The 16,889-nt window shown below is 60.7% G+C and carries 16 protein-coding genes and 1 pseudogene; 7 read left to right on the plus strand and 10 right to left on the minus strand.

Translation table 11 applies throughout. The annotated features are described in order from the left end of the window. Positions 1-83 precede the first annotated feature (83 nt). Positions 84-989 carry a response regulator gene (locus IFT47_RS11470; RefSeq protein WP_192174550.1) on the plus strand — a complete coding sequence of 302 codons (906 nt, stop codon included), beginning with the start codon at positions 84-86 and terminating at the stop codon, positions 987-989. Between the two features lie 278 nt (positions 990-1,267). Continuing rightward, the gene (locus tag IFT47_RS11475) at positions 1,268-2,176 is read left to right on the plus strand and encodes a peptidoglycan DD-metalloendopeptidase family protein (RefSeq protein ID WP_192174551.1); all 909 of its coding nucleotides are present in this window, start codon (positions 1,268-1,270) and stop codon (positions 2,174-2,176) included. A 19-nt stretch (positions 2,177-2,195) separates the two neighbouring features. On the opposite strand, the gene IFT47_RS11480 is transcribed toward IFT47_RS11475, so the two are convergent. From IFT47_RS11480 to phoB, 3 genes are all read right to left on the minus strand, one after another. Beyond that, the gene (locus IFT47_RS11480) at positions 2,196-3,536 is read right to left on the minus strand and encodes a hemolysin family protein (protein ID WP_192174552.1); all 1,341 of its coding nucleotides are present in this window, start codon (positions 3,534-3,536) and stop codon (positions 2,196-2,198) included. Positions 3,537-3,636: 100 nt separating this feature from the next. Then, positions 3,637-4,896 carry a phosphate regulon sensor histidine kinase PhoR gene (gene phoR / locus IFT47_RS11485; RefSeq protein ID WP_244656054.1) on the minus strand — a complete coding sequence of 420 codons (1,260 nt, stop codon included), beginning with the start codon at positions 4,894-4,896 and terminating at the stop codon, positions 3,637-3,639. Between the two features lie 90 nt (positions 4,897-4,986). Further along, positions 4,987-5,676, minus strand: coding sequence for a phosphate regulon transcriptional regulator PhoB (gene phoB / locus IFT47_RS11490; RefSeq protein WP_037016751.1), 690 nt, complete (start codon positions 5,674-5,676; stop codon positions 4,987-4,989). Between the two features lie 170 nt (positions 5,677-5,846). Here phoB and IFT47_RS11495 point away from each other — a divergent pair, with 170 nt between their 5' ends. Then, positions 5,847-6,227 (plus strand): COG4315 family predicted lipoprotein, encoded by a 381-nt coding sequence (locus IFT47_RS11495; RefSeq protein ID WP_122534187.1) that lies wholly within the window; start codon positions 5,847-5,849, stop codon positions 6,225-6,227. A gap of 35 nt (positions 6,228-6,262) precedes the next feature. Here the strand turns inward: IFT47_RS11495 and ubiA are convergent, their stop codons facing one another. Further along, the gene (ubiA, locus tag IFT47_RS11500) at positions 6,263-7,153 is read right to left on the minus strand and encodes a 4-hydroxybenzoate octaprenyltransferase (protein ID WP_192174554.1); all 891 of its coding nucleotides are present in this window, start codon (positions 7,151-7,153) and stop codon (positions 6,263-6,265) included. After that, positions 7,153-7,731, minus strand: coding sequence for a chorismate lyase (locus IFT47_RS11505; protein WP_192174555.1), 579 nt, complete (start codon positions 7,729-7,731; stop codon positions 7,153-7,155). The genes ubiA and IFT47_RS11505 overlap by 1 nt, the downstream gene beginning before the upstream one ends. 371 nt (positions 7,732-8,102) lie before the next feature. Between IFT47_RS11505 and IFT47_RS11510 the strand changes: the two genes are divergently transcribed. From IFT47_RS11510 to IFT47_RS11525, 4 genes and pseudogenes are all read left to right on the plus strand, one after another. Continuing rightward, positions 8,103-8,270, plus strand: coding sequence for a rubredoxin (locus IFT47_RS11510; protein ID WP_002555879.1), 168 nt, complete (start codon positions 8,103-8,105; stop codon positions 8,268-8,270). A gap of 34 nt (positions 8,271-8,304) precedes the next feature. Continuing rightward, on the plus strand, positions 8,305-9,453 hold the full coding sequence (locus IFT47_RS11515; RefSeq protein ID WP_192174556.1) for an NAD(P)/FAD-dependent oxidoreductase: 1,149 nt from the start codon (positions 8,305-8,307) through the stop codon (positions 9,451-9,453). Positions 9,454-9,641: 188 nt separating this feature from the next. Continuing rightward, positions 9,642-9,911: pseudogene (locus IFT47_RS11520) on the plus strand (HU family DNA-binding protein); the annotation flags it as partial. A gap of 329 nt (positions 9,912-10,240) precedes the next feature. Continuing rightward, entirely contained in the window at positions 10,241-10,615 is a 375-nt protein-coding gene (locus IFT47_RS11525) for a helicase (RefSeq protein WP_192174557.1), read from the plus strand. A 525-nt stretch (positions 10,616-11,140) separates the two neighbouring features. Here the strand turns inward: IFT47_RS11525 and IFT47_RS11530 are convergent. The 5 genes from IFT47_RS11530 to exbD all read right to left on the minus strand — a co-directional run bounded on the left by IFT47_RS11530 (position 11,141) and on the right by exbD (position 16,887). After that, positions 11,141-12,529, minus strand: coding sequence for an aminoacyl-tRNA deacylase and HDOD domain-containing protein (locus tag IFT47_RS11530; protein WP_192171469.1), 1,389 nt, complete (start codon positions 12,527-12,529; stop codon positions 11,141-11,143). Positions 12,530-12,616: 87 nt separating this feature from the next. After that, positions 12,617-14,692, minus strand: coding sequence for an ATP-dependent DNA helicase RecG (gene recG, locus IFT47_RS11535; RefSeq protein ID WP_192171468.1), 2,076 nt, complete (start codon positions 14,690-14,692; stop codon positions 12,617-12,619). A gap of 8 nt (positions 14,693-14,700) precedes the next feature. Next, on the minus strand, positions 14,701-15,630 hold the full coding sequence (locus IFT47_RS11540; protein WP_065988216.1) for a hydrogen peroxide-inducible genes activator: 930 nt from the start codon (positions 15,628-15,630) through the stop codon (positions 14,701-14,703). Between the two features lie 91 nt (positions 15,631-15,721). After that, a complete protein-coding gene (locus IFT47_RS11545; RefSeq protein ID WP_192171467.1) occupies positions 15,722-16,465 on the minus strand; it encodes an energy transducer TonB in 744 nt (247 codons plus the stop codon). Beyond that, positions 16,462-16,887: a TonB system transport protein ExbD gene (exbD, locus tag IFT47_RS11550; RefSeq protein WP_133773871.1), complete on the minus strand. Its 426-nt coding sequence runs from the start codon at positions 16,885-16,887 to the stop codon at positions 16,462-16,464. The genes IFT47_RS11545 and exbD overlap by 4 nt, the downstream gene beginning before the upstream one ends. Positions 16,888-16,889: the final 2 nt, after the last annotated feature.

The raw sequence follows: 16,889 nt of genomic DNA on the forward strand, positions 1-16,889 counted from the left end.
CCGGTGTCGTCAAACAGTTTGGCAGCTGGCCACCCGCCAGCGAATGCTCGCCATTTACGGTGAACACGCCATCAGGAGCGTCGATGAGTAAAGTCAGTGTATTGGTGGTGGATGACGCACCGTTCATCCGTGATCTGGTCAAGAAAGGCCTGCGCAATGCCTTCCCGGGAATCGCTCTGGAAGACGCAGTCAATGGTCGCAAGGCGCAAGTGCTGCTCAGCCGTGAAGTGTTTGATCTGGTGCTCTGTGATTGGGAAATGCCCGAAATGTCCGGGCTCGAATTGCTGACCTGGTGCCGCCAGCAGGACAACCTGAAGACCATGCCTTTCATCATGGTCACCAGCCGTGGCGACAAGGAAAACGTGATCCAGGCGATCCAGGCCGGCGTCTCCGACTTCATCGGCAAGCCGTTCACCAACGAGCAACTGCTGACCAAGGTCAAGAAAGCGCTGCACAAGGTCGGCAAGCTCGACGCGTTGATGTCCAGTGGCCCGGCCCGCGTCAATGCGGCGTTTGCCAATGACTCGCTTGGCGCACTGACAGGTAACCGCCCTGAAACCGTCAGCGCTTCACCCACTGCGTCGGCAGCACCTCAAGCCGCTCAGCCTATGGTCCAGCCGACAGCTAAAGCTGCTCCTGCCGCTGCACCCACCGGTCGTGGTCAGGGTCAGTTGCGTCTTCCGAGCGGGAACCAGCCCTGCGTTATCAAAGCGCTGACGCTCAAGGAAGCCTCGCTGCTGGTCCGCCGTGGCGAGGTCCTGCCGCAGATCCTCGAAAGCGCCGTGCTCGATCTGGAGCAGGGCGAGAACGCCGAGGTGGCGCGTCTCAATGGTTATCTGCACGCGATTGCCGCGTTCGAGCAGAAGCCGGACAGCGAGTGGCTGCAGGTCACCTTCCGCTTCGTCGACAAGGACACCCAGAAGCTTGATTATTTGTCGCGCCTGATTGCCCGTGGCACCGCGCAGAAGCACTTCGTGCCGGGCGCCTGATCCGCTGCGCATTCACCTGGGGGAGCGACCGGGATGGCGCTCCACCTTGCTCGCGAAGAGACCGGTACATCCGCTAAATGTGCAGCGGTCGGGAGTCCGTCTTCGCGAGCAAGCTCACCCCCGCGCTATCCAGCATAGAAATTGCAATTCCGATCGCGCCCTGTGCTGACGCGATTTCCTTGACGCTTCGTCTATTACCGATTGATTCGGATGAGTCCAATTGCGTCGGCATCGCTGTTAGGCTGGGCGCCAATCGTCCACTCACCAGGTCTATCCCGATGTTAGAGCGCGTGCTGGTTGTCTGTGCCTTACTGCTGGCCACGCAGACCGCCGGGGCAGTCACGATCTATCGGTTCACCGATGCCAATGGCGTCGTGTCGTTTACCGACCAGCCTGTGCGTGGCGCGGAGGTGATGAAGCTTCGCGAGCGTATGGTCGAGCGCATCGACTCCCAAGTGCGCCTGAGCGTGAAGAAAGCCAATGGCAGTGACAGCCTTTATGTTCGCAATGATCTCTACGCGCCCGTGGAAGTCGAGCTGCGTCTGGCCGGGGTGAAGAACGTGGTGGGCGTGTCGGACCAAGTCATTCGCCGCACAATTCCAGCGCGCAGCAACGAACGCCTTATCGCCCTCAGCCCACAAGTCGCCAGCAAGGCCATGGCCTACAAGCCCAGTCTGCGATCCATCGTCGGCGACCCGCAGCGCGGCGTGTCAGCGAACGGATTTGCCTATCGCTATCCGTTGCCATGGGTGGGCGGGCCGTTTCGCATCAGTCAGGGTGCCAATGGGTCCTACAGCCACGTAGGCGCAAAGAGCCGCTACGCGATCGACATCGCCATGCCGGAAGGCACGCAGATCATCGCTGCGCGGGGCGGTACCGTGATCAAGACCGAGAATGCCCAGTCGGGCCGAGGCGCAAATCCATCAGGCAACTTCGTGCGCATCCTGCACGACGACGGCACGATGGGCGTTTATCTGCATCTGCAGCAGGGATCGGTGAGCGTCAAGGAAGGCCAGCATGTGGCAGTGGGCGCGCCGCTCGGACGGTCCGGCAACACCGGCAACAGCACCGGCCCGCATTTGCACTTCGTGGTGCAGCGCAATGTCGGGCTGGCGCTGGAGTCGATCCCGTACGAATTCTCGCAACCGGTCCAGAGCCTGCCTAACTTCGCGATTGGCGGCAATTGATGATCTGCTGGCGGGCAGGTCAATCCAGCTTCAACACCTTCGCCAGCACGATTTTCGGGCCTTTCATCTTCTTGATGATGATGCGCAGGCCTTCGACTTCCATGACTTCCTCTTCCTCAGGCACGCGCTTGAGGCTGTCGTAGATCAGGCCTGCGAGGGTCTCGGCTTCAACGTGGTCCAGATCGATGCCCAGCAGGCGCTCGACCTTGAACAGCGGCGTATCCCCCCGTACCAGCAGCTTGCCCGGCTGATAGGCCAGAATCCCGCGCTCGGCCTTGCGGTGTTCGTCCTGAATGTCGCCCACCAGCACTTCCAGAACGTCCTCCATCGTCAGGTAACCGATGATCTTGCCGTCGGCTTCCTCGACCAGCGCAAAGTGCGCGCCGCCCTGACGGAACTGCTCGAGCAGGCGCGACAACGGCATGTGCTTGGACACGCGCTCCAGCGGCCGCGTGAGCTCGGCGAGATTGAAAGACTCGGGGATGTGGTCCAGCGCCGCCAGCTCCAGCAGCAGGTCCTTGATGTGCAACAGGCCCACGAATTCATTGCGGTCCGAGTCGTACACCGGGTACCGGCTGAACTTGTGCCGACGGAACATCGCGAGGATTTCTTTGAGCGGGGCGTTGAATTCCAGCGAGACCATGTCTTCGCGGGAATTGGCCCAGTCCACCACTTCCAGCTCGCCCATTTCCACGGCGGAGGCCAGCACGCGCATGCCCTGGTCGCTTGGGTCCTGACCGCGGCTTGAGTGCAGGATCAGCTTGAGCTCTTCACGGCTGTAATGGTGCTCGTGGTGGGGGCCGGGTTCGCCCTGGCCGGCGATGCGCAGAATGCCGTTGGCACTGGCGTTGAGCAGGTAAATGGCCGGGTACATCGCCCAGTAGAAGAGGTAGAGCGGCACCGCCGTCCACAGCGACAACAGCTCGGGTTTGCGAATGGCCCAGGATTTCGGGGCCAGCTCACCCACCACGATGTGCAGGTACGAAATCATGAAAAAGGCGCTGAAGAACGACACGCCCTTGACGACTTCAGGCGATTCCACGCCGACCGTCTCGAGCAACGGCGCCAGCAGGTGCGCGAACGCCGGCTCGCCGACCCAGCCCAGACCCAGCGACGCCAGCGTAATACCCAGCTGGCAGGCCGACAGATAAGCATCGAGCTGACTGTGAACGGTGCGCAGAATGCGTCCGCGCCAGCCGTTTTTCTCGGCAATCGACTCGACGCGTGTGGAGCGCAGTTTGACCATGGCGAACTCGGCCGCAACGAAAAATCCGTTGAGCAGAACCAACACCATTGCGAAAAGAATCATGCCGAAATCGGCGAAGAGTGAAGCCAGGCTGATACCAGGGGAAGGGTCCATGATGGGGTTTTGCAGGTTCCGTTTTGAAGTGTGGAATGAAACGAGCCCTCACAATTGGAGGGCACAAGGGACGCAATTTAACGGCTATCTACAGGCTTGCCTAGGCTTTGGTCATCTGGGCCGGGGCAAAGTTGCAGATAAACACACTGCCCTTGCCGGGGACGCTGTTGATTTCCAGTACCGCGCGGTGGCGCAGCAGCACGTGCTTGACGATCGCCAGGCCCAGGCCTGTTCCGCCGGTGTTTGACGCGCGGCTGGAGTCGACGCGGTAGAAGCGCTCGGTCAGGCGCGGGATATGTTTGCTGTCGATGCCGATGCCGGAGTCCTGCACGCTCAGGTGCGCGCCACGCCCGTCACTCCACCAGCGGATGCGGATCTTGCCCTCTGCGGGCGTGTATTTGACCGCGTTGAAGATCAGGTTGGAGAACGCGCTGCGCAGCTCCGCCTCGCTGCCCTTGAGGCTGACGTCGCTTTCCAGCTCCAGGGTGATCTGCTGGTTCTTGCTCCCCGACAGCGCCTGGGCATCATTGGTGATGCTCTGCAGCAGCGACGACACGGCGACGGGCTGATTGTCGGACGGGTAATCGGTGGCTTCCAGCTTGGCCAGCAGCAGGAGATCGTTAAGCAACGTCTGCATGCGTCCGCCTTGCTGATGCATTTGCTGCAACGCACGGACCCAACGCGGATTCACTTCTTCGACGTTATCCAGCAGCGTCTCCAGGTACCCGCAGATGACCGTCAACGGTGTGCGCAGCTCGTGGGACACGTTGGCGACGAAGTCTTTGCGCATCTGCTCCAGCTGATGCATACGCGTCACGTCGCGCACCAGCATTAAATGCTCGTTGTTGCCGTAGCGGGTGATCAGCATCTGAATGCGCAGGCGGTCATTGACCGGCGACGGGATCTCCAGCGGCTCGGCATAGTTGGCGTGCGCGAAGTACTCCTTGAAGCGCGGGTGGCGCACCAGGTTGGTCACCGGCTGACCGCTGTCCTGGGGCGTCTTCAGGCCCAGCAAGGTTTCTGCCGCGCGGTTCCACCATTCCAGGTTGCCGTCGCTGTCGAGCATGATCACGGCATCTTTCAGTGCGGCGGTGGATTCCTGCACACGGTCGATAACCGCTTGCAGGCGGCCACGCACGCGCTGATCGCGACGCTGTAAATGGTAAATGCTGTCGAAGACTTCACCCCACAAGCCATAGCCATCGGGCGGCGGCTCGTCGGGTTTGTGATGGCGAAGCCAGTCATGCAGGCGCAGCAGCTGTTTGAGGGTCCAGGCCAGATAAAGCCCCAGACCGATTGCCAGACACCCGCCGTAATGTCCGCTGATCAAACCGGCCAGCAGCGAGGCTGTGACCAACATCAGCAAGTGGCGGATCAGGGTGCCATGCCAGTTGTGATTCAATTAACGCGTCCTTGTCTTCAGCGGTCTGAATCGCTGCCAAACGCTTTTTCAGCTTTTGGTGGAGAAACGGTAACCAGTACCGCGGACGGTTTGTACCAGATTTTCGTAAGCCTCGCCGAGGGCTTTGCGCAGACGCCGGATGTGGACATCCACGGTGCGCTCTTCCACGTAGACATTTCCGCCCCAGACCTGATCGAGCAGCTGCCCGCGGGTGTAGGCGCGTTCCTGATGGGTCATGAAGAATTGCAGCAGGCGGTATTCGGTCGGGCCCATCTCGGCAGGTGTGCCGTCTATGGTCACGCGGTGGCTGATCGGGTCCAGCAGCAGACCGCCCACTTCGATCGGTGATTCGCCATCGTTCGGGGCAGCCCGACGCAGCACGGCTTTAAGCCGGGCGACCAGCTCGCGGGGGGAGAAGGGTTTGGTGATGTAGTCGTCGGCGCCGACTTCGAGGCCCTGAATCTTGTTGTCCTCTTCGCCTTTGGCCGTGAGCATGATGATCGGGATGTCACCGGTCAGCTCGTCACGTTTCAGGCGGCGTGCCAGCTCGATGCCGGATGTGCCCGGCAGCATCCAGTCCAGCAGGATGAGGTCCGGCTTGCGGTCGACGATAACAGCGTGGGCCTGTTGCGAATTCTCAGCCTCAATGCAGTCATAGCCGGCCATTTCCAGTGCGACGGCAATCATTTCGCGAATGGGCGCCTCGTCGTCGACGATCAGAATGCTCCTGCCAACCATGCCTCGAACCTCATGTCATTTAACTGTCTTGGGGCGCATTAGATAACGGAATTATTGCAGTCGTGTGACAGGTTAGTTCGAGCTAGGCGTATTCGCCGGTCTAGCGCTAAGCTGGCGACTTGTCCTACAAGAAATGTCCATACAACGACAAACAAGAAGAGGATTCATCCATGGCTAAAATTTCTTCTGCTCTGATGCGCCTTTTGGCGGCGGCAGCGTTAGCATCTTCCGGCATGGCATTCGCTGCCGCGCCGGCGATGACCAGTGACGGCATGCTTACCGACCACAAAGGCATGACGCTCTATACCTTTGATAAGGACACCTCTGCAGGCAAGTCCGTCTGCAACGATCAGTGCGCAACCAACTGGCCGCCGCTGACTGCCACAGCAAGCGACAAGCCTGAGGGCGACTGGACCATTATCAAGCGCGATGACGGCGCCTCGCAGTGGGTTTACAAGGGCAAGCCGCTGTACTTTTTCAAAAGCGATAAGGCCGCTGGCGACAAAACCGGCGACGGCAAGGGCGACGTCTGGCACATCGCCAAGCCATGATCTGAGCCTTCGCGCGCTGCGTCGGCCCGAATCGGTCAGCGCAGCGCGTAGTCCAGAACGATACCGATGAAAATCGCCAGCCCCGCCCAGTGGTTGTGCAGAAAAGCCTTGAAGCAGGCTTGCGGGTCTTTGTCCCGCGTCGACCAGAATTCCCAGCCAAAGCATCCCGCCGCGACCAGTAGGCCGATGAAGAAGTACAGGCCCAGCTCAAAGCGTGTACCCGCCAGCATCAGGCAGAACAGCGCCAGGCATTGCAGCGTCAGGATGATCACCCGATCCGCGTCGCCGAACAGCACGGCCGTGGATTTTACGCCGATCTTCAAGTCGTCCTCGCGATCCGTCATCGCGTAATACGTGTCATATCCCACCGTCCACAGCAGATTGGCGATGTACAGCAGCCACGCGGCAGCGGGCAGCTCGCCGGTCTCTGCGGTAAACGCCATCGGCATGCCCCATGAAAACGCAGCGCCCAATACCACTTGCGGGTAGTAGGTATAGCGCTTCATGAACGGGTAGCATGCCGCGAGGGCAAGACCGCCGAACGACAGCCAGATCGTCGTCGCGTTAGTGAACAACACCAGCACAAAGCTCAGCCCCACCAACACGGCGAACAGAATCAGCGCTTCCTTTGACGTCACCCTGCCACTCACCAACGGCCGTTGCTCGGTGCGTTTGACGTGGCCGTCCACCTTGCGGTCGGCGAAGTCGTTGATCACGCAGCCCGCCGCGCGCATCAGGAACACGCCGATGACGAAAATCAGCAGCGTGCTCAGGGAAGGCGAGCCTTTGCCTGCAATCCAGACCGCCCACAAGGTCGGCCAAAGCAACAGATAAATGCCGATGGGCTTGTCGATGCGCGTGAGCTGGATGAAGTCCCAGGCGCGCGGGTGCAGACGGTTCAGGGATTTGAGCAACGACAGGTACATCAGCGGCCCTCTTGGGCATGCAGTGGAAGGTTGGCTTCGATGGCGCGCCATGCGGTGGGCAGAAACACTTCCGCCACCAGAATGCTCAAGATCCCCCGGCTGAAACAGGAGCGGCGTCCCCACAAGCCCGGCTGTGCGTCAGTCTCGGGTAGCCATTGCGCAGGATAGTGGCAGACCTGCAGCGGGCCGCGGGCGAAGGCTTTATCGCTGAACAGCAGTTCGCCCAGCGATCGGGTGCCGAGTTCGTCCATGTGCAGGCCGTCATGCTCCAGAGCGCTGCGGGCGGCGACACTGCGGGCAAACACCCATCGTTCGTCACGGCCCAGCAGATAGACTTCACGCACCCAGCCTTCGCTGCCCTCAGGCAAGTGCAGCGCGGCGCATTCATCTTCACGCAGGCGCTGCCAGCCTTCGAATTGCGGCTGCACGCAGAAATGATTGTCAGAGAGCCGGGTCAGGCGTCGGGTCAGGGAATCTTCGTGGAACAGCCACTCAAGAACGACGGGTGAGGGGGCTTCGATCAACTGATCGCGCAAAAGCCACTCGGGCGCTGGAAATGCAGGGGTTTGCTGGATCACGGGAGACAAACACAGGCGGCAATCGAGGCGGCGAGCTTAGCATGATTGCGATTTTTGACCGACGACCGGAGCCCCCCATTGCTGCGCTGAGACACTTGACGCATTCCCGGCTAAAGCCAGTCCTACAGGATATGCAGTGTTAGTAGGACCGGCTTCAGCCGGGAAGAGGCCGGTTTGGGCGCTATCAATCTTGCGGCATGACGCTCGACGCCATCGCAGCTAGAGCCAATCCTCCGAAAAGCGCGCGAGTCGTGCATCAATGAAACTTGCGTCATTGCGCTGTGATCAGTAAAAGGCCTGACCCATTCGAAAACTTCGCGACGACAGCGGAGCGTCTGGGACGCCTAGCCTGAAACCAAGAGAACCGACCAATGAAAAAGTGGCAATGCATAGTCTGTGGCCTGATCTACAACGAAGCCGACGGTTGGCCGGATGACGGCATCGCGCCGGGCACGCTCTGGCAGGATGTGCCGGAAGACTGGCTGTGCCCTGACTGCGGCGTCGGCAAAATGGATTTTGAGATGATCGAAATCGGCTGATCCGCCGACTTCCACGACCCCTCTGGAGAAATGAATGAACGCACCTGTCGTGATCATCGGTACCGGGCTGGCGGGCTATAACCTCGCCCGCGAATTTCGCAAGCTGGATGGCGAGACGCCGCTGTTGCTGATCACCGCCGATGACGGCCGTTCGTACTCCAAACCCATGCTGTCCACCGGCTTTGGCAAAAACAAGGAAGCCGACGGCTTGAGCATGGCCGAGCCAGGCGCCATGGCCGAGCAGCTCAAGGCCGAGGTACGCACGCACACCCGCGTCAGCGGCATCGATCCGGGTCACAAGCGTCTGTGGATCGGCGAGGAAGCGGTCCCGTACCGCGATCTGATTCTGGCGTGGGGCGCGGAAACTGTGCGCGTGCCGGTGGCCGGTGATGCCGCCGATGCCATATTCCCGATCAATGATCTGGAGGACTACGCGCGTTTCCGTGCTGCAGCCGCCGGCAAGAAGCGAGTGCTGATTCTGGGCGCAGGCCTGATCGGCTGCGAGTTCGCCAACGATCTGATCCTGGGCGGCTACGAAATCGACCTGGTTGCGCCGTGCGAGCAGGTGATGCCGACGTTGCTGCACCCTGCGGCTGCCGCAGCGGTACAGGTCGGGCTGGAAAGCCTGGGCGCGCGTTTTCATCTCGGCCCCTTGCTGACACGGCTTGATCGTGCCGACGACGGGCTCGAGGCGCACCTGTCGGATGGCGAGGTGCTTCACTGCGATCTGGTGGTATCGGCGATCGGCCTGCGCCCCCGCACTGATCTCGCCGCAGCGGCCGGCCTGGAGATCGGGCGTGGCGTTGTGGTCGATCGGCATTTGCAGACCTCCCACGCCAATATCTATGCACTGGGCGACTGCGCTGAAGTTGATGGCCTGAATCTGCTTTACGTCATGCCGCTGATGAACTGCGCCCGGGCATTGGCGCAAACCCTCGCCGGCACGCTCACACCCGTCAAATATGGCCCCATGCCGGTCACGGTGAAAACGCCGGTTTGCCCGCTGGTAGTGTCGCCGCCGCCCAAGGGCTCGGTAGGTGTCTGGACCGTGGAAGGTGAGGGCGCCGACATCAAGGCACTGTGTCTGGACAGCGACGGCAACCTGCTGGGTTACGCGCTGACAGGCGCGGCGGTGATGGACAAGCTCGCCCTGAACAAGGCTTTGCCCCCGCTGCTGGCATGATTAACAGTCGTTCTGTCGGATAAGCCATCTTTTAGTTGAAACAAACGTGGCCCACGTACTGGCGCGGGTCCCGGTGGCGTGCCATTCTCATTCCGGTCTGCCGCAACGTAGAGCTGTTGCGGCACCTGCTCGCTGTCCGCAAGGGCTGCACGGGACATAAAAACAAAAAACCGTAAAAGAGGCTTCATATGCGTAAACCAGAACTCGCAGCGGCTATTGCCGAGAAAGCAGATCTCACAAAAGAACAAGCCAATCGCGTCCTCAACGCGGTGCTCGACGAAATCACCAACGCGCTGCACAAAAAGGACAGCGTCACGCTGGTTGGCTTCGGCACTTTCTTGCAACGTCACCGTGGCGCCCGCACCGGCAAGAACCCTCAGACCGGTGAGCCCGTCAAGATCAAGGCCAGCAACACGGTGGCATTCAAGCCGGGCAAGTTTCTCAAAGACAGCGTCAATCCGGACTCGACAAAGCCAGCCAAACCAGCCAAGCCGGCTGCAGCCGCCAAAGATGCCAAGCCAGCCAAGGCCGCAGCGGCCAAGGCACCCGCAGCAAAGAAAAAGTAATTCGCTGAGCGCTCTGCGGAGGGCGAGCAGCATGGAAATGGGCATACCGATCAGTCGGCGTGCCCATTTTTTTATGGGCTGTGAATCGACCGGCGCCGACCTGCGCGTCCCGTCTAGCCCGCCACTTTGCGACTGACCGGTTCTGCCTGCTCGCCGGACAATCAAGCTCGCTACACTGCGGCTGGTCACCCTGACCGCCGCTGATCCCATGAGGCCCACGCATGAAGTTTCGTTTTCTACTCTGGATGTTGGGCCTGTTGATGGCCCGCGCCAGTCGCAATAATCCCGCGTTTCAGCAGCAACTCGCGGGGAAGGATCTGGCTTTCCAGTTGCAGACGGCTGACGGCAAGATCGCCCGGCACTTCATCGTGCGCGATCAGCGCGTCAAGAGTCGCGCTGGCACCTTTGCGGCGCCTGCGTTCGTGATCTCTTTCAAAGACGCCGATTACGGCTTCGCCACAATGCAGGCCCGGAACAAGCAGCTCGCGTTCATGCAGGGCATTCAGGACAAGGACATCCTGGTCACCGGCAACGCGGGACTGGTGATGTGGTTCCAGGGGCTGACGAAGTATTTGAAGCCTAGGAAGAAGAAATAGTTGAATGCTCAGGCCTCTTCGTGAGCAAGCTCACTCCCACAAGTTCAGTGGCGTACCTGAGATGTTGAGTCAGCCCAGATCCTGTGGGAGCGAGCTTGCTCGCGAAGACTGATGCTGAGTCACCACAGAAAATAGCTGAAGGCTCCAGCCTCTTCGTGAGCAAGCTCACTCCCACAAGTTCAGTGGCGTACCTGAGATGTNCTCACTCCCACAAGTTCAGTGGCGTACCTGAGATGTTGAGTCAGCCCAGATCCTGTGGGAGCGAGCTTGCTCGCGAAGACTGATGCTGAGTCACCACAGAAAATAGCTGAAGGCTCCAGCCTCTTCGTGAGCAAGCTCACTCCCACGAGTGCAGCGGCGTGCTCGAGATGTCGAGTCAACCCCATCCTGTGGGAGCGAGCTTGCTCGCGAAGACTGATGCTGAGTCACCACAGACAATAGCTGAATGCCCACAGATCTTCGTGAGCAACCTCTTCCCAACAAAAAGCGCAGCTAACTCTCAGGCTGCAAGCGGGCATTTCGAGATCAGCTGAACTGCGAGGCCAGTTCGCGCAACAGCACTTCGGCCTCCAGCACTTTCTTCACGACGTCCTGAGCTTTCTCGCGAGAGAGCTTCAGACGCTCGAGCAGCTCGTCCGGAATGCTTTCCAGAGGGCCGGAGCCGATGCCTTCCTTGCGCAGCAGCCTCACCGCCAGGCATACCAGGTTTGCATACTTGTGATGCTCACCTGCGTAGTGCGGGTCGTGCTGAAAGCGCAGGGCGATGACCAGCTCCTCCGGCATGTCCCAGTTGCGCATCAGCCAGGAGCCGATCTGCTCGCGGCTGATGCCCAGCAGATGCTGTTCGACGTAGCTGTGATGCAGGTGCGGATTGACTTCGATCTGGCGGCAGATCAGCGAAAAGTGCGGCGGAAACACATGCGCCAGCAGCAGATAACCGAAGTTGTGCAGCAAACCGGCGAGGTAGGTCAGGCCACTTTCCGGGCGCTCGGCACGGGGCATCGCGCGGGTCAGGCCTTCGATGATCGCAGCCGTGTAGATCGACTGCTGCCAGTAAGGCGTCGCCTGCTGCGGATGATCCTTGGGCAACGCCAGGGTTTTGCCCAACGCCAGGCCGAGCGCCAGATTGATCACCAGATCAAAACCCAGCACGCGAACGATGGCGTCTTCCACCGAACGGATTTTGCCGGCTGAACCGTAATACGGAGAGGCCGCCCAGCTCACCACCTGGGCCGCCAATGCCGGATCGGTTTCGACTACGCCGGTAATGTCGTCGATGGTCGCGTCCGGGTCGACACGCAGCTTGATAATCTTCTGCGCCGTGTCGGCCAGCGGCGGGATTTCCACCGTGGACTCCAGGCGCTGCTGAATGCGTCGGGCGGTGAAGTTCTGAACGGCTTTGGTGATCTCCTCGCGGTCGTCATCGGGACGCGTGAGGTTAGGGGTGACCGACGTCACCGGTTCGCCAAAGCGGGCAGCGCTTGCCTTGGTCAACAGCGTTTTGAAATCCTCGCTGCTGATTTCCAGCAAGAGGCCCGGCTCGCCGGAGTCGATCAGCACGGCAGGGCCAGACAGAATTCGCTCCTCATACAGACAAGGCGAGCTGGTCAGTGCAGGCAGGCCGGGCAACGTGCCGAGCTTGTGTTTTTGCAGCATGAGCTCAAGCGACTCTTTCGGAACCGCTTTCAATTTGCGGCCGGTCAACTCGGTGATGCGGTTGAGGTCCAGCAATTGGTTTTGCGGAAACAGGATAAACAGCGCGCCAACGGAGTCATCGACCAGAATGGCCTGAACCTTCTGGGCAGGCGGCAGAGACTCATCGTCAGTTACTTCACGGAAGTTGAGTTTGCCCAGCAACTGCCGAATGACAGAAGGGCAGTGTGGGCTTGTGTCGATGTGGGCAACTTCTGTCATGGCCTGTATCCAGATTCCTACAATCGCTGAAGTATAACCAGCTTAGTTGTTATAGAGGTGAGACACCCTGTTATTGCGTTGACTGCTTCACACTTGCCCGTATTGCTGGCCATGGCGCAACCAGCGTTCCAGCAGGGGACTGACATGGTGCGGCCAGCGTTCAAGCAGTGCCTGGGCCGCGTCCCTGACCGCAGGCAGCAAATCTGCATCGCGCATCAGGTCAGCAACCTTGAACTGCAGCAGCCCTGTCTGACGCGTGCCGAGCATCTCGCCTGGCCCACGCAGCTCCAGATCTTTTTCAGCGATGACGAAGCCGTCGTTGGTTTCACGCATGATGCCCAGCCGCTGACGACCGATCTGCGAAAGTGGCGGGTGGTACAGCAGCACGCAATGGCTGGCCGCGCTGCCCCGGCCGACCCGACCGCGCAATTGATGCAGCTGCGCCAGGCCCAGGCGTTCCGGGTTTTCGATGATCATCAGGCTGGCATTGGGAACGTCCACGCCGACCTCGATCACCGTCGTTGCAATCAGCAGATTCAGATTGCCCTGCTTGAACTCGGCCATGACGGCGGCTTTTTCGGCGGGCTTCATGCGCCCGTGAATCAGGCCGACCTTGAGCTCGCCCAGCGCGCTGGTCAGTTCCTCGAACGTGGTTTCAGCGGCCTGGCATGTCAGCTCCTCGGACTCCTCGATCAGCGTGCACACCCAGTACGCCTGCCGGCCTTCGGCGCACGCATTGCGTACACGCTCGACGACTTCGATCCGTCGGCTGTCGACCACCAACACGGTGTTCACCGGCGTACGCCCAGGTGGCAGTTCGTCCAGGATCGACGTGTCGAGGTCGGCGTAGGCGCTCATCGCCAGCGTGCGTGGAATGGGGGTGGCGGTCATGATCAATTGGTGTGGGCACATCGAGCCGCCGACGCCTTTCTTGCGCAGGGCCAGACGTTGCTGAACACCGAAACGGTGCTGTTCATCGATGATGACCAGCGCGAGATTCCTGAACTGCACTTCGTCCTGGAACAGCGCGTGGGTGCCGACCACCATCGGTGTGCCGCCGGCAATCTGCGCCAGGGATGCCGCCCGCGCCTTGCCCTTGAGTTTGCCCGCGAGCCAGGCCGTCTCTATGCCGAGAGGCTCCAGCCAGCGGGTGAAATTGATGAAATGCTGCTCGGCAAGAATCTCCGTGGGCGCCATCAGTGCAACCTGATAGCCAGCCTCCAGCGCCTGCAACGCCGCGAGTGCTGCAACGACCGTTTTGCCAGCGCCTACGTCGCCCTGAATCAGCCGCAGCATCGGCTCGTTCTGACTGAGGTCGTAGGCGATCTCATTGCCGACGCGCTGCTGCGCACCTGTGGGCGGGAATCCGAGGTTGGCGAGGAATTGCTTCGGCAGGCGTTTCGCCGGAGGCAATGCAGGCGCGCGTTGCGAGCGCAGGCTTTCACGCAGGCGTTGCTGGGAAAGCTGGTGCGTCAGCAACTCTTCAAATGCCAGTCGGTGCTGCGCCCAGTGATGGCCCAGCGCGAGCTCTTCGACGTCAGCATCGGCAGGCGGGTTGTGCAGGTAATGAATGGCCTCAGCCAGGGGCGCGAGTTGATAGTCGCGCGCCAGCTCATCCGGCAGCCAGTCAGGCAGGCTTTTCGGGCCGAGCATCGACAGGCTCTGCTGACACAATTGCCGCAGGCGCTGCTGGGTGAGGCCTTCGGTCGTGGGATAGATCGGTGTCAGCGTCTGCTCGACAGCCACCGGCTCATCGCCGGTGATCGCGCGGTATTCAGGGTGATAGATCTCAAGCCCCGAAGCGCCGGGCCGGGCTTCGCCGTAACAGCGCACATGGGTACCGCGCTTGAGGCCGTCCTTCTGCGCGTTGCTGAAGTGGTAAAAGCGCAGGCTCAACACGCCGGTGCCGTCGCCGATCCTGACCAGCAAACTGCGGCGCTTGCCCATCACCACGTCGGCGCCGCTGACCACGCCCTCGACCACCGCGTCCTGGCCCGGGCGCAATTCGCCGATGGGCACGACGCGAGTCCTGTCCTGATAACGCAACGGCAGGTGAAACAGCACGTCTTGAATGTTCTCAAGACCGACTTTCGCCAGCTTTTCAGCCATTGCCTCACCGACGCCTTTTAGCGCCGTGACCGAGACATGAGACAGCTCCGTCATACCGTCCCTTAACTCGCTTCAGCCTGAGCTTTCGGACGAGCGACGGAACACAGACGAATCGAATCAGCGAGGATTTCGATGGCTTTCGGACGCGGGAAGCTGGCACGCCAGGCGATTGCCACAGTGCGGAATGGTACTGGCGGCGACAGCGGACGGACTTCGATCACGCCGGGTGCGTAGTGATGGCTGTCGACAGCGGACATCGGCAGGATGGAAATACCCAGTCCTGAAGCGACCATGTGCCGAATGGTTTCCAGCGAGCTGGACTCCACCGTGGTGTGCTTGGCAGCATCGCCGCCCTTAACCAGCGTCGGACAGGCTTCGAGCACCTGATCGCGGAAGCAATGACCTTCGCCCAGCAACAGCAGGCTCTTGTCGTTCAGTGCCGAGGCATCAATGGTCTTTTTCTGGGTCCATGGATGATCGGCAGGCATCAGTACGTAGAACGGCTCGTCGTACAGTGAAAGCGTCAGGACATCAGCCTCGTTGAACGGCAGGGCGATGATGATCGCGTCGAGCTCGCCATTGCGCAGCTTGTCGCGCAGCACGTGGGTGAAGTTCTCCTCGATGTACAACGGCATCTGCGGGGCGACCCGGTGCAGTTGGGGAATCAGGTGAGGAAAAAGATACGGGCCGACGGTGTAGATCGCGCCGACTTTAAGCGGCGCGGTCAGCTGGTTCTTGCCGGTCTGGGCCAGTTCACGAATGCCCTGGGCCTGTTCGAGGACCTTCTGCGCCTGAGCCACGATGCCCTCGCCAACCGGCGTCAGACGTACGGCACTCTTGCTGCGCTCGAAAATCAGCACACCGAGTTCATCTTCCAGCTTCTTGACGCCCACCGACAAGGTCGGCTGGCTGACGTGACAGCGTTCAGCGGCATGGCCGAAATGCTGCTCTTGAGCGAGGGTAACGATGTAGCGCAATTCTGTGAGGGTCATAACGTGCGTCCATGAAGTTGCGGCCCCAGCATAGCGGGTGCAATCGATAGACGCACGTTATCAACCCGTCGCGGCTGACAAAATTCTGGTTTCAGCGTTTATCCAGGGAATAAACGAAGGGAGCGACCACTTCCAGCGACCCGTTCTTCAGCAATTCCGGCGGCGGCTTGGGCAATGGCTGCGCGCGGCGGATCATTTCCAGCGTCGCTCGATCCAGTGATGCGCTGCCCGAGCCTCCGGCCAGTTCATAGGACAACACGCGGCCTTCGCCATCGACCACGAAGCGCAGACGACTGGTGCCCTGCATGCCCCGACGTCGAGCATCTTCCGGGTACCGCTTGAACTTGCTCAGGTGACTCAGCAATTCACCCTGCCAAGTGGGTAATGCATTGCTTGGCGGCGTGGGCGGAGCAGGTTGCGGCGACGCTGACTTCTCCGGCTTGGCGTTTGACGGCGGGGCGTCCAGCGGCTTGTCGTCGGCTGGCTTCTCTTCCTTCGGCGGCTCGACCTTTTTCACAGGTTTTGGCGGCTGTGGTTTGGGCTTGGGCTTGACCGGCTTGGGTACGGCGATTTCGGCCTTGGGCGCTTCGGCGACTGGCGGAATCGGCAGTTGTTCTTCAGGCGCAGGCGGCTGCGGCGGTTGCACGACTTTTGGCGGTGGCGGCGGGGCGGGCTCGGGAGCAGGCGCCAGCTCGACCATCATCGCGGCCGGCGGCAGCTCGATGGCCTGCGAGGAGGGCCAGCGCAATGCGACGACAATCGCCACCGCATGGACCGCCAGCACCAACAACAGACTACCGCTATAGCGCGTCAGCTTTTGGCGCGTATTGATCATTTCTTGCCGACCGTCTCGAGACCTACCAGGCCTACCTTCAGGTAGCCAGCGCCGCGCAGGGCGTTCATGACGTCCATCAGGTCGCCGTAGTCGACGCCCTTGTCGGCCTGGAAGAAGATCGTGGTGTCTTTCTTGCCTTTGGTCTTGGCATCCAGCACCTGACCGATCTGCTCGCGGGCCACTTTTTCATCGCCCAGATACAGGCTCTGGTCGGCTTTCACGCTCAGGAAAATCGGCTTCTCGGGTCGAGGCACCGGCTTGGCGGTAGAGGCAGGCAGGTCAACTTTGATGTCTACGGTTGCCAGCGGGGCGGCAACCATGAAGATGATCAGCAGGACCAACATGACGTCGATGAACGGCGTCACGTTGATTTCGTGGTTCTCGGCGAGCTCGTCGTCGCCTTCCTTCAAATGCAGGCCCATGG

Origin of the sequence: Pseudomonas sp. CFBP 13711, assembly GCF_014842265.1 — a bacterium.
Classification (GTDB): Bacteria; Pseudomonadota; Gammaproteobacteria; order Pseudomonadales; family Pseudomonadaceae; genus Aquipseudomonas.

Excerpts from the sequence above, each read along its gene's own strand:
- IFT47_RS11475 (WP_192174551.1), top strand. The coding sequence starts at position 1,268 with ATGTTAGAGCGCGTGCTGGTTGTCTGTGCCTTACTGCTGGCCACGCAG.
- IFT47_RS11495 (WP_122534187.1), top strand. The coding sequence starts at position 5,847 with ATGGCTAAAATTTCTTCTGCTCTGATGCGCCTTTTGGCGGCGGCAGCG.
- phoB (WP_037016751.1), bottom strand. The coding sequence starts at position 5,676 with ATGGTTGGCAGGAGCATTCTGATCGTCGACGACGAGGCGCCCATTCGC.
- IFT47_RS11545 (WP_192171467.1), bottom strand. The coding sequence starts at position 16,465 with ATGATCAATACGCGCCAAAAGCTGACGCGCTATAGCGGTAGTCTGTTG.
- phoR (WP_244656054.1), bottom strand. The coding sequence starts at position 4,896 with ATGTTGGTCACAGCCTCGCTGCTGGCCGGTTTGATCAGCGGACATTAC.
- IFT47_RS11530 (WP_192171469.1), bottom strand. The coding sequence starts at position 12,529 with ATGACAGAAGTTGCCCACATCGACACAAGCCCACACTGCCCTTCTGTC.
- IFT47_RS11525 (WP_192174557.1), top strand. The coding sequence starts at position 10,241 with ATGAAGTTTCGTTTTCTACTCTGGATGTTGGGCCTGTTGATGGCCCGC.
- IFT47_RS11540 (WP_065988216.1), bottom strand. The coding sequence starts at position 15,630 with ATGACCCTCACAGAATTGCGCTACATCGTTACCCTCGCTCAAGAGCAG.
- IFT47_RS11480 (WP_192174552.1), bottom strand. The coding sequence starts at position 3,536 with ATGGACCCTTCCCCTGGTATCAGCCTGGCTTCACTCTTCGCCGATTTC.
- exbD (WP_133773871.1), bottom strand. The coding sequence starts at position 16,887 with ATGGGCCTGCATTTGAAGGAAGGCGACGACGAGCTCGCCGAGAACCAC.
- recG (WP_192171468.1), bottom strand. The coding sequence starts at position 14,692 with ATGACGGAGCTGTCTCATGTCTCGGTCACGGCGCTAAAAGGCGTCGGT.
- IFT47_RS11515 (WP_192174556.1), top strand. The coding sequence starts at position 8,305 with ATGAACGCACCTGTCGTGATCATCGGTACCGGGCTGGCGGGCTATAAC.
- IFT47_RS11470 (WP_192174550.1), top strand. The coding sequence starts at position 84 with ATGAGTAAAGTCAGTGTATTGGTGGTGGATGACGCACCGTTCATCCGT.
- ubiA (WP_192174554.1), bottom strand. The coding sequence starts at position 7,153 with ATGTACCTGTCGTTGCTCAAATCCCTGAACCGTCTGCACCCGCGCGCC.
- IFT47_RS11510 (WP_002555879.1), top strand. The coding sequence starts at position 8,103 with ATGAAAAAGTGGCAATGCATAGTCTGTGGCCTGATCTACAACGAAGCC.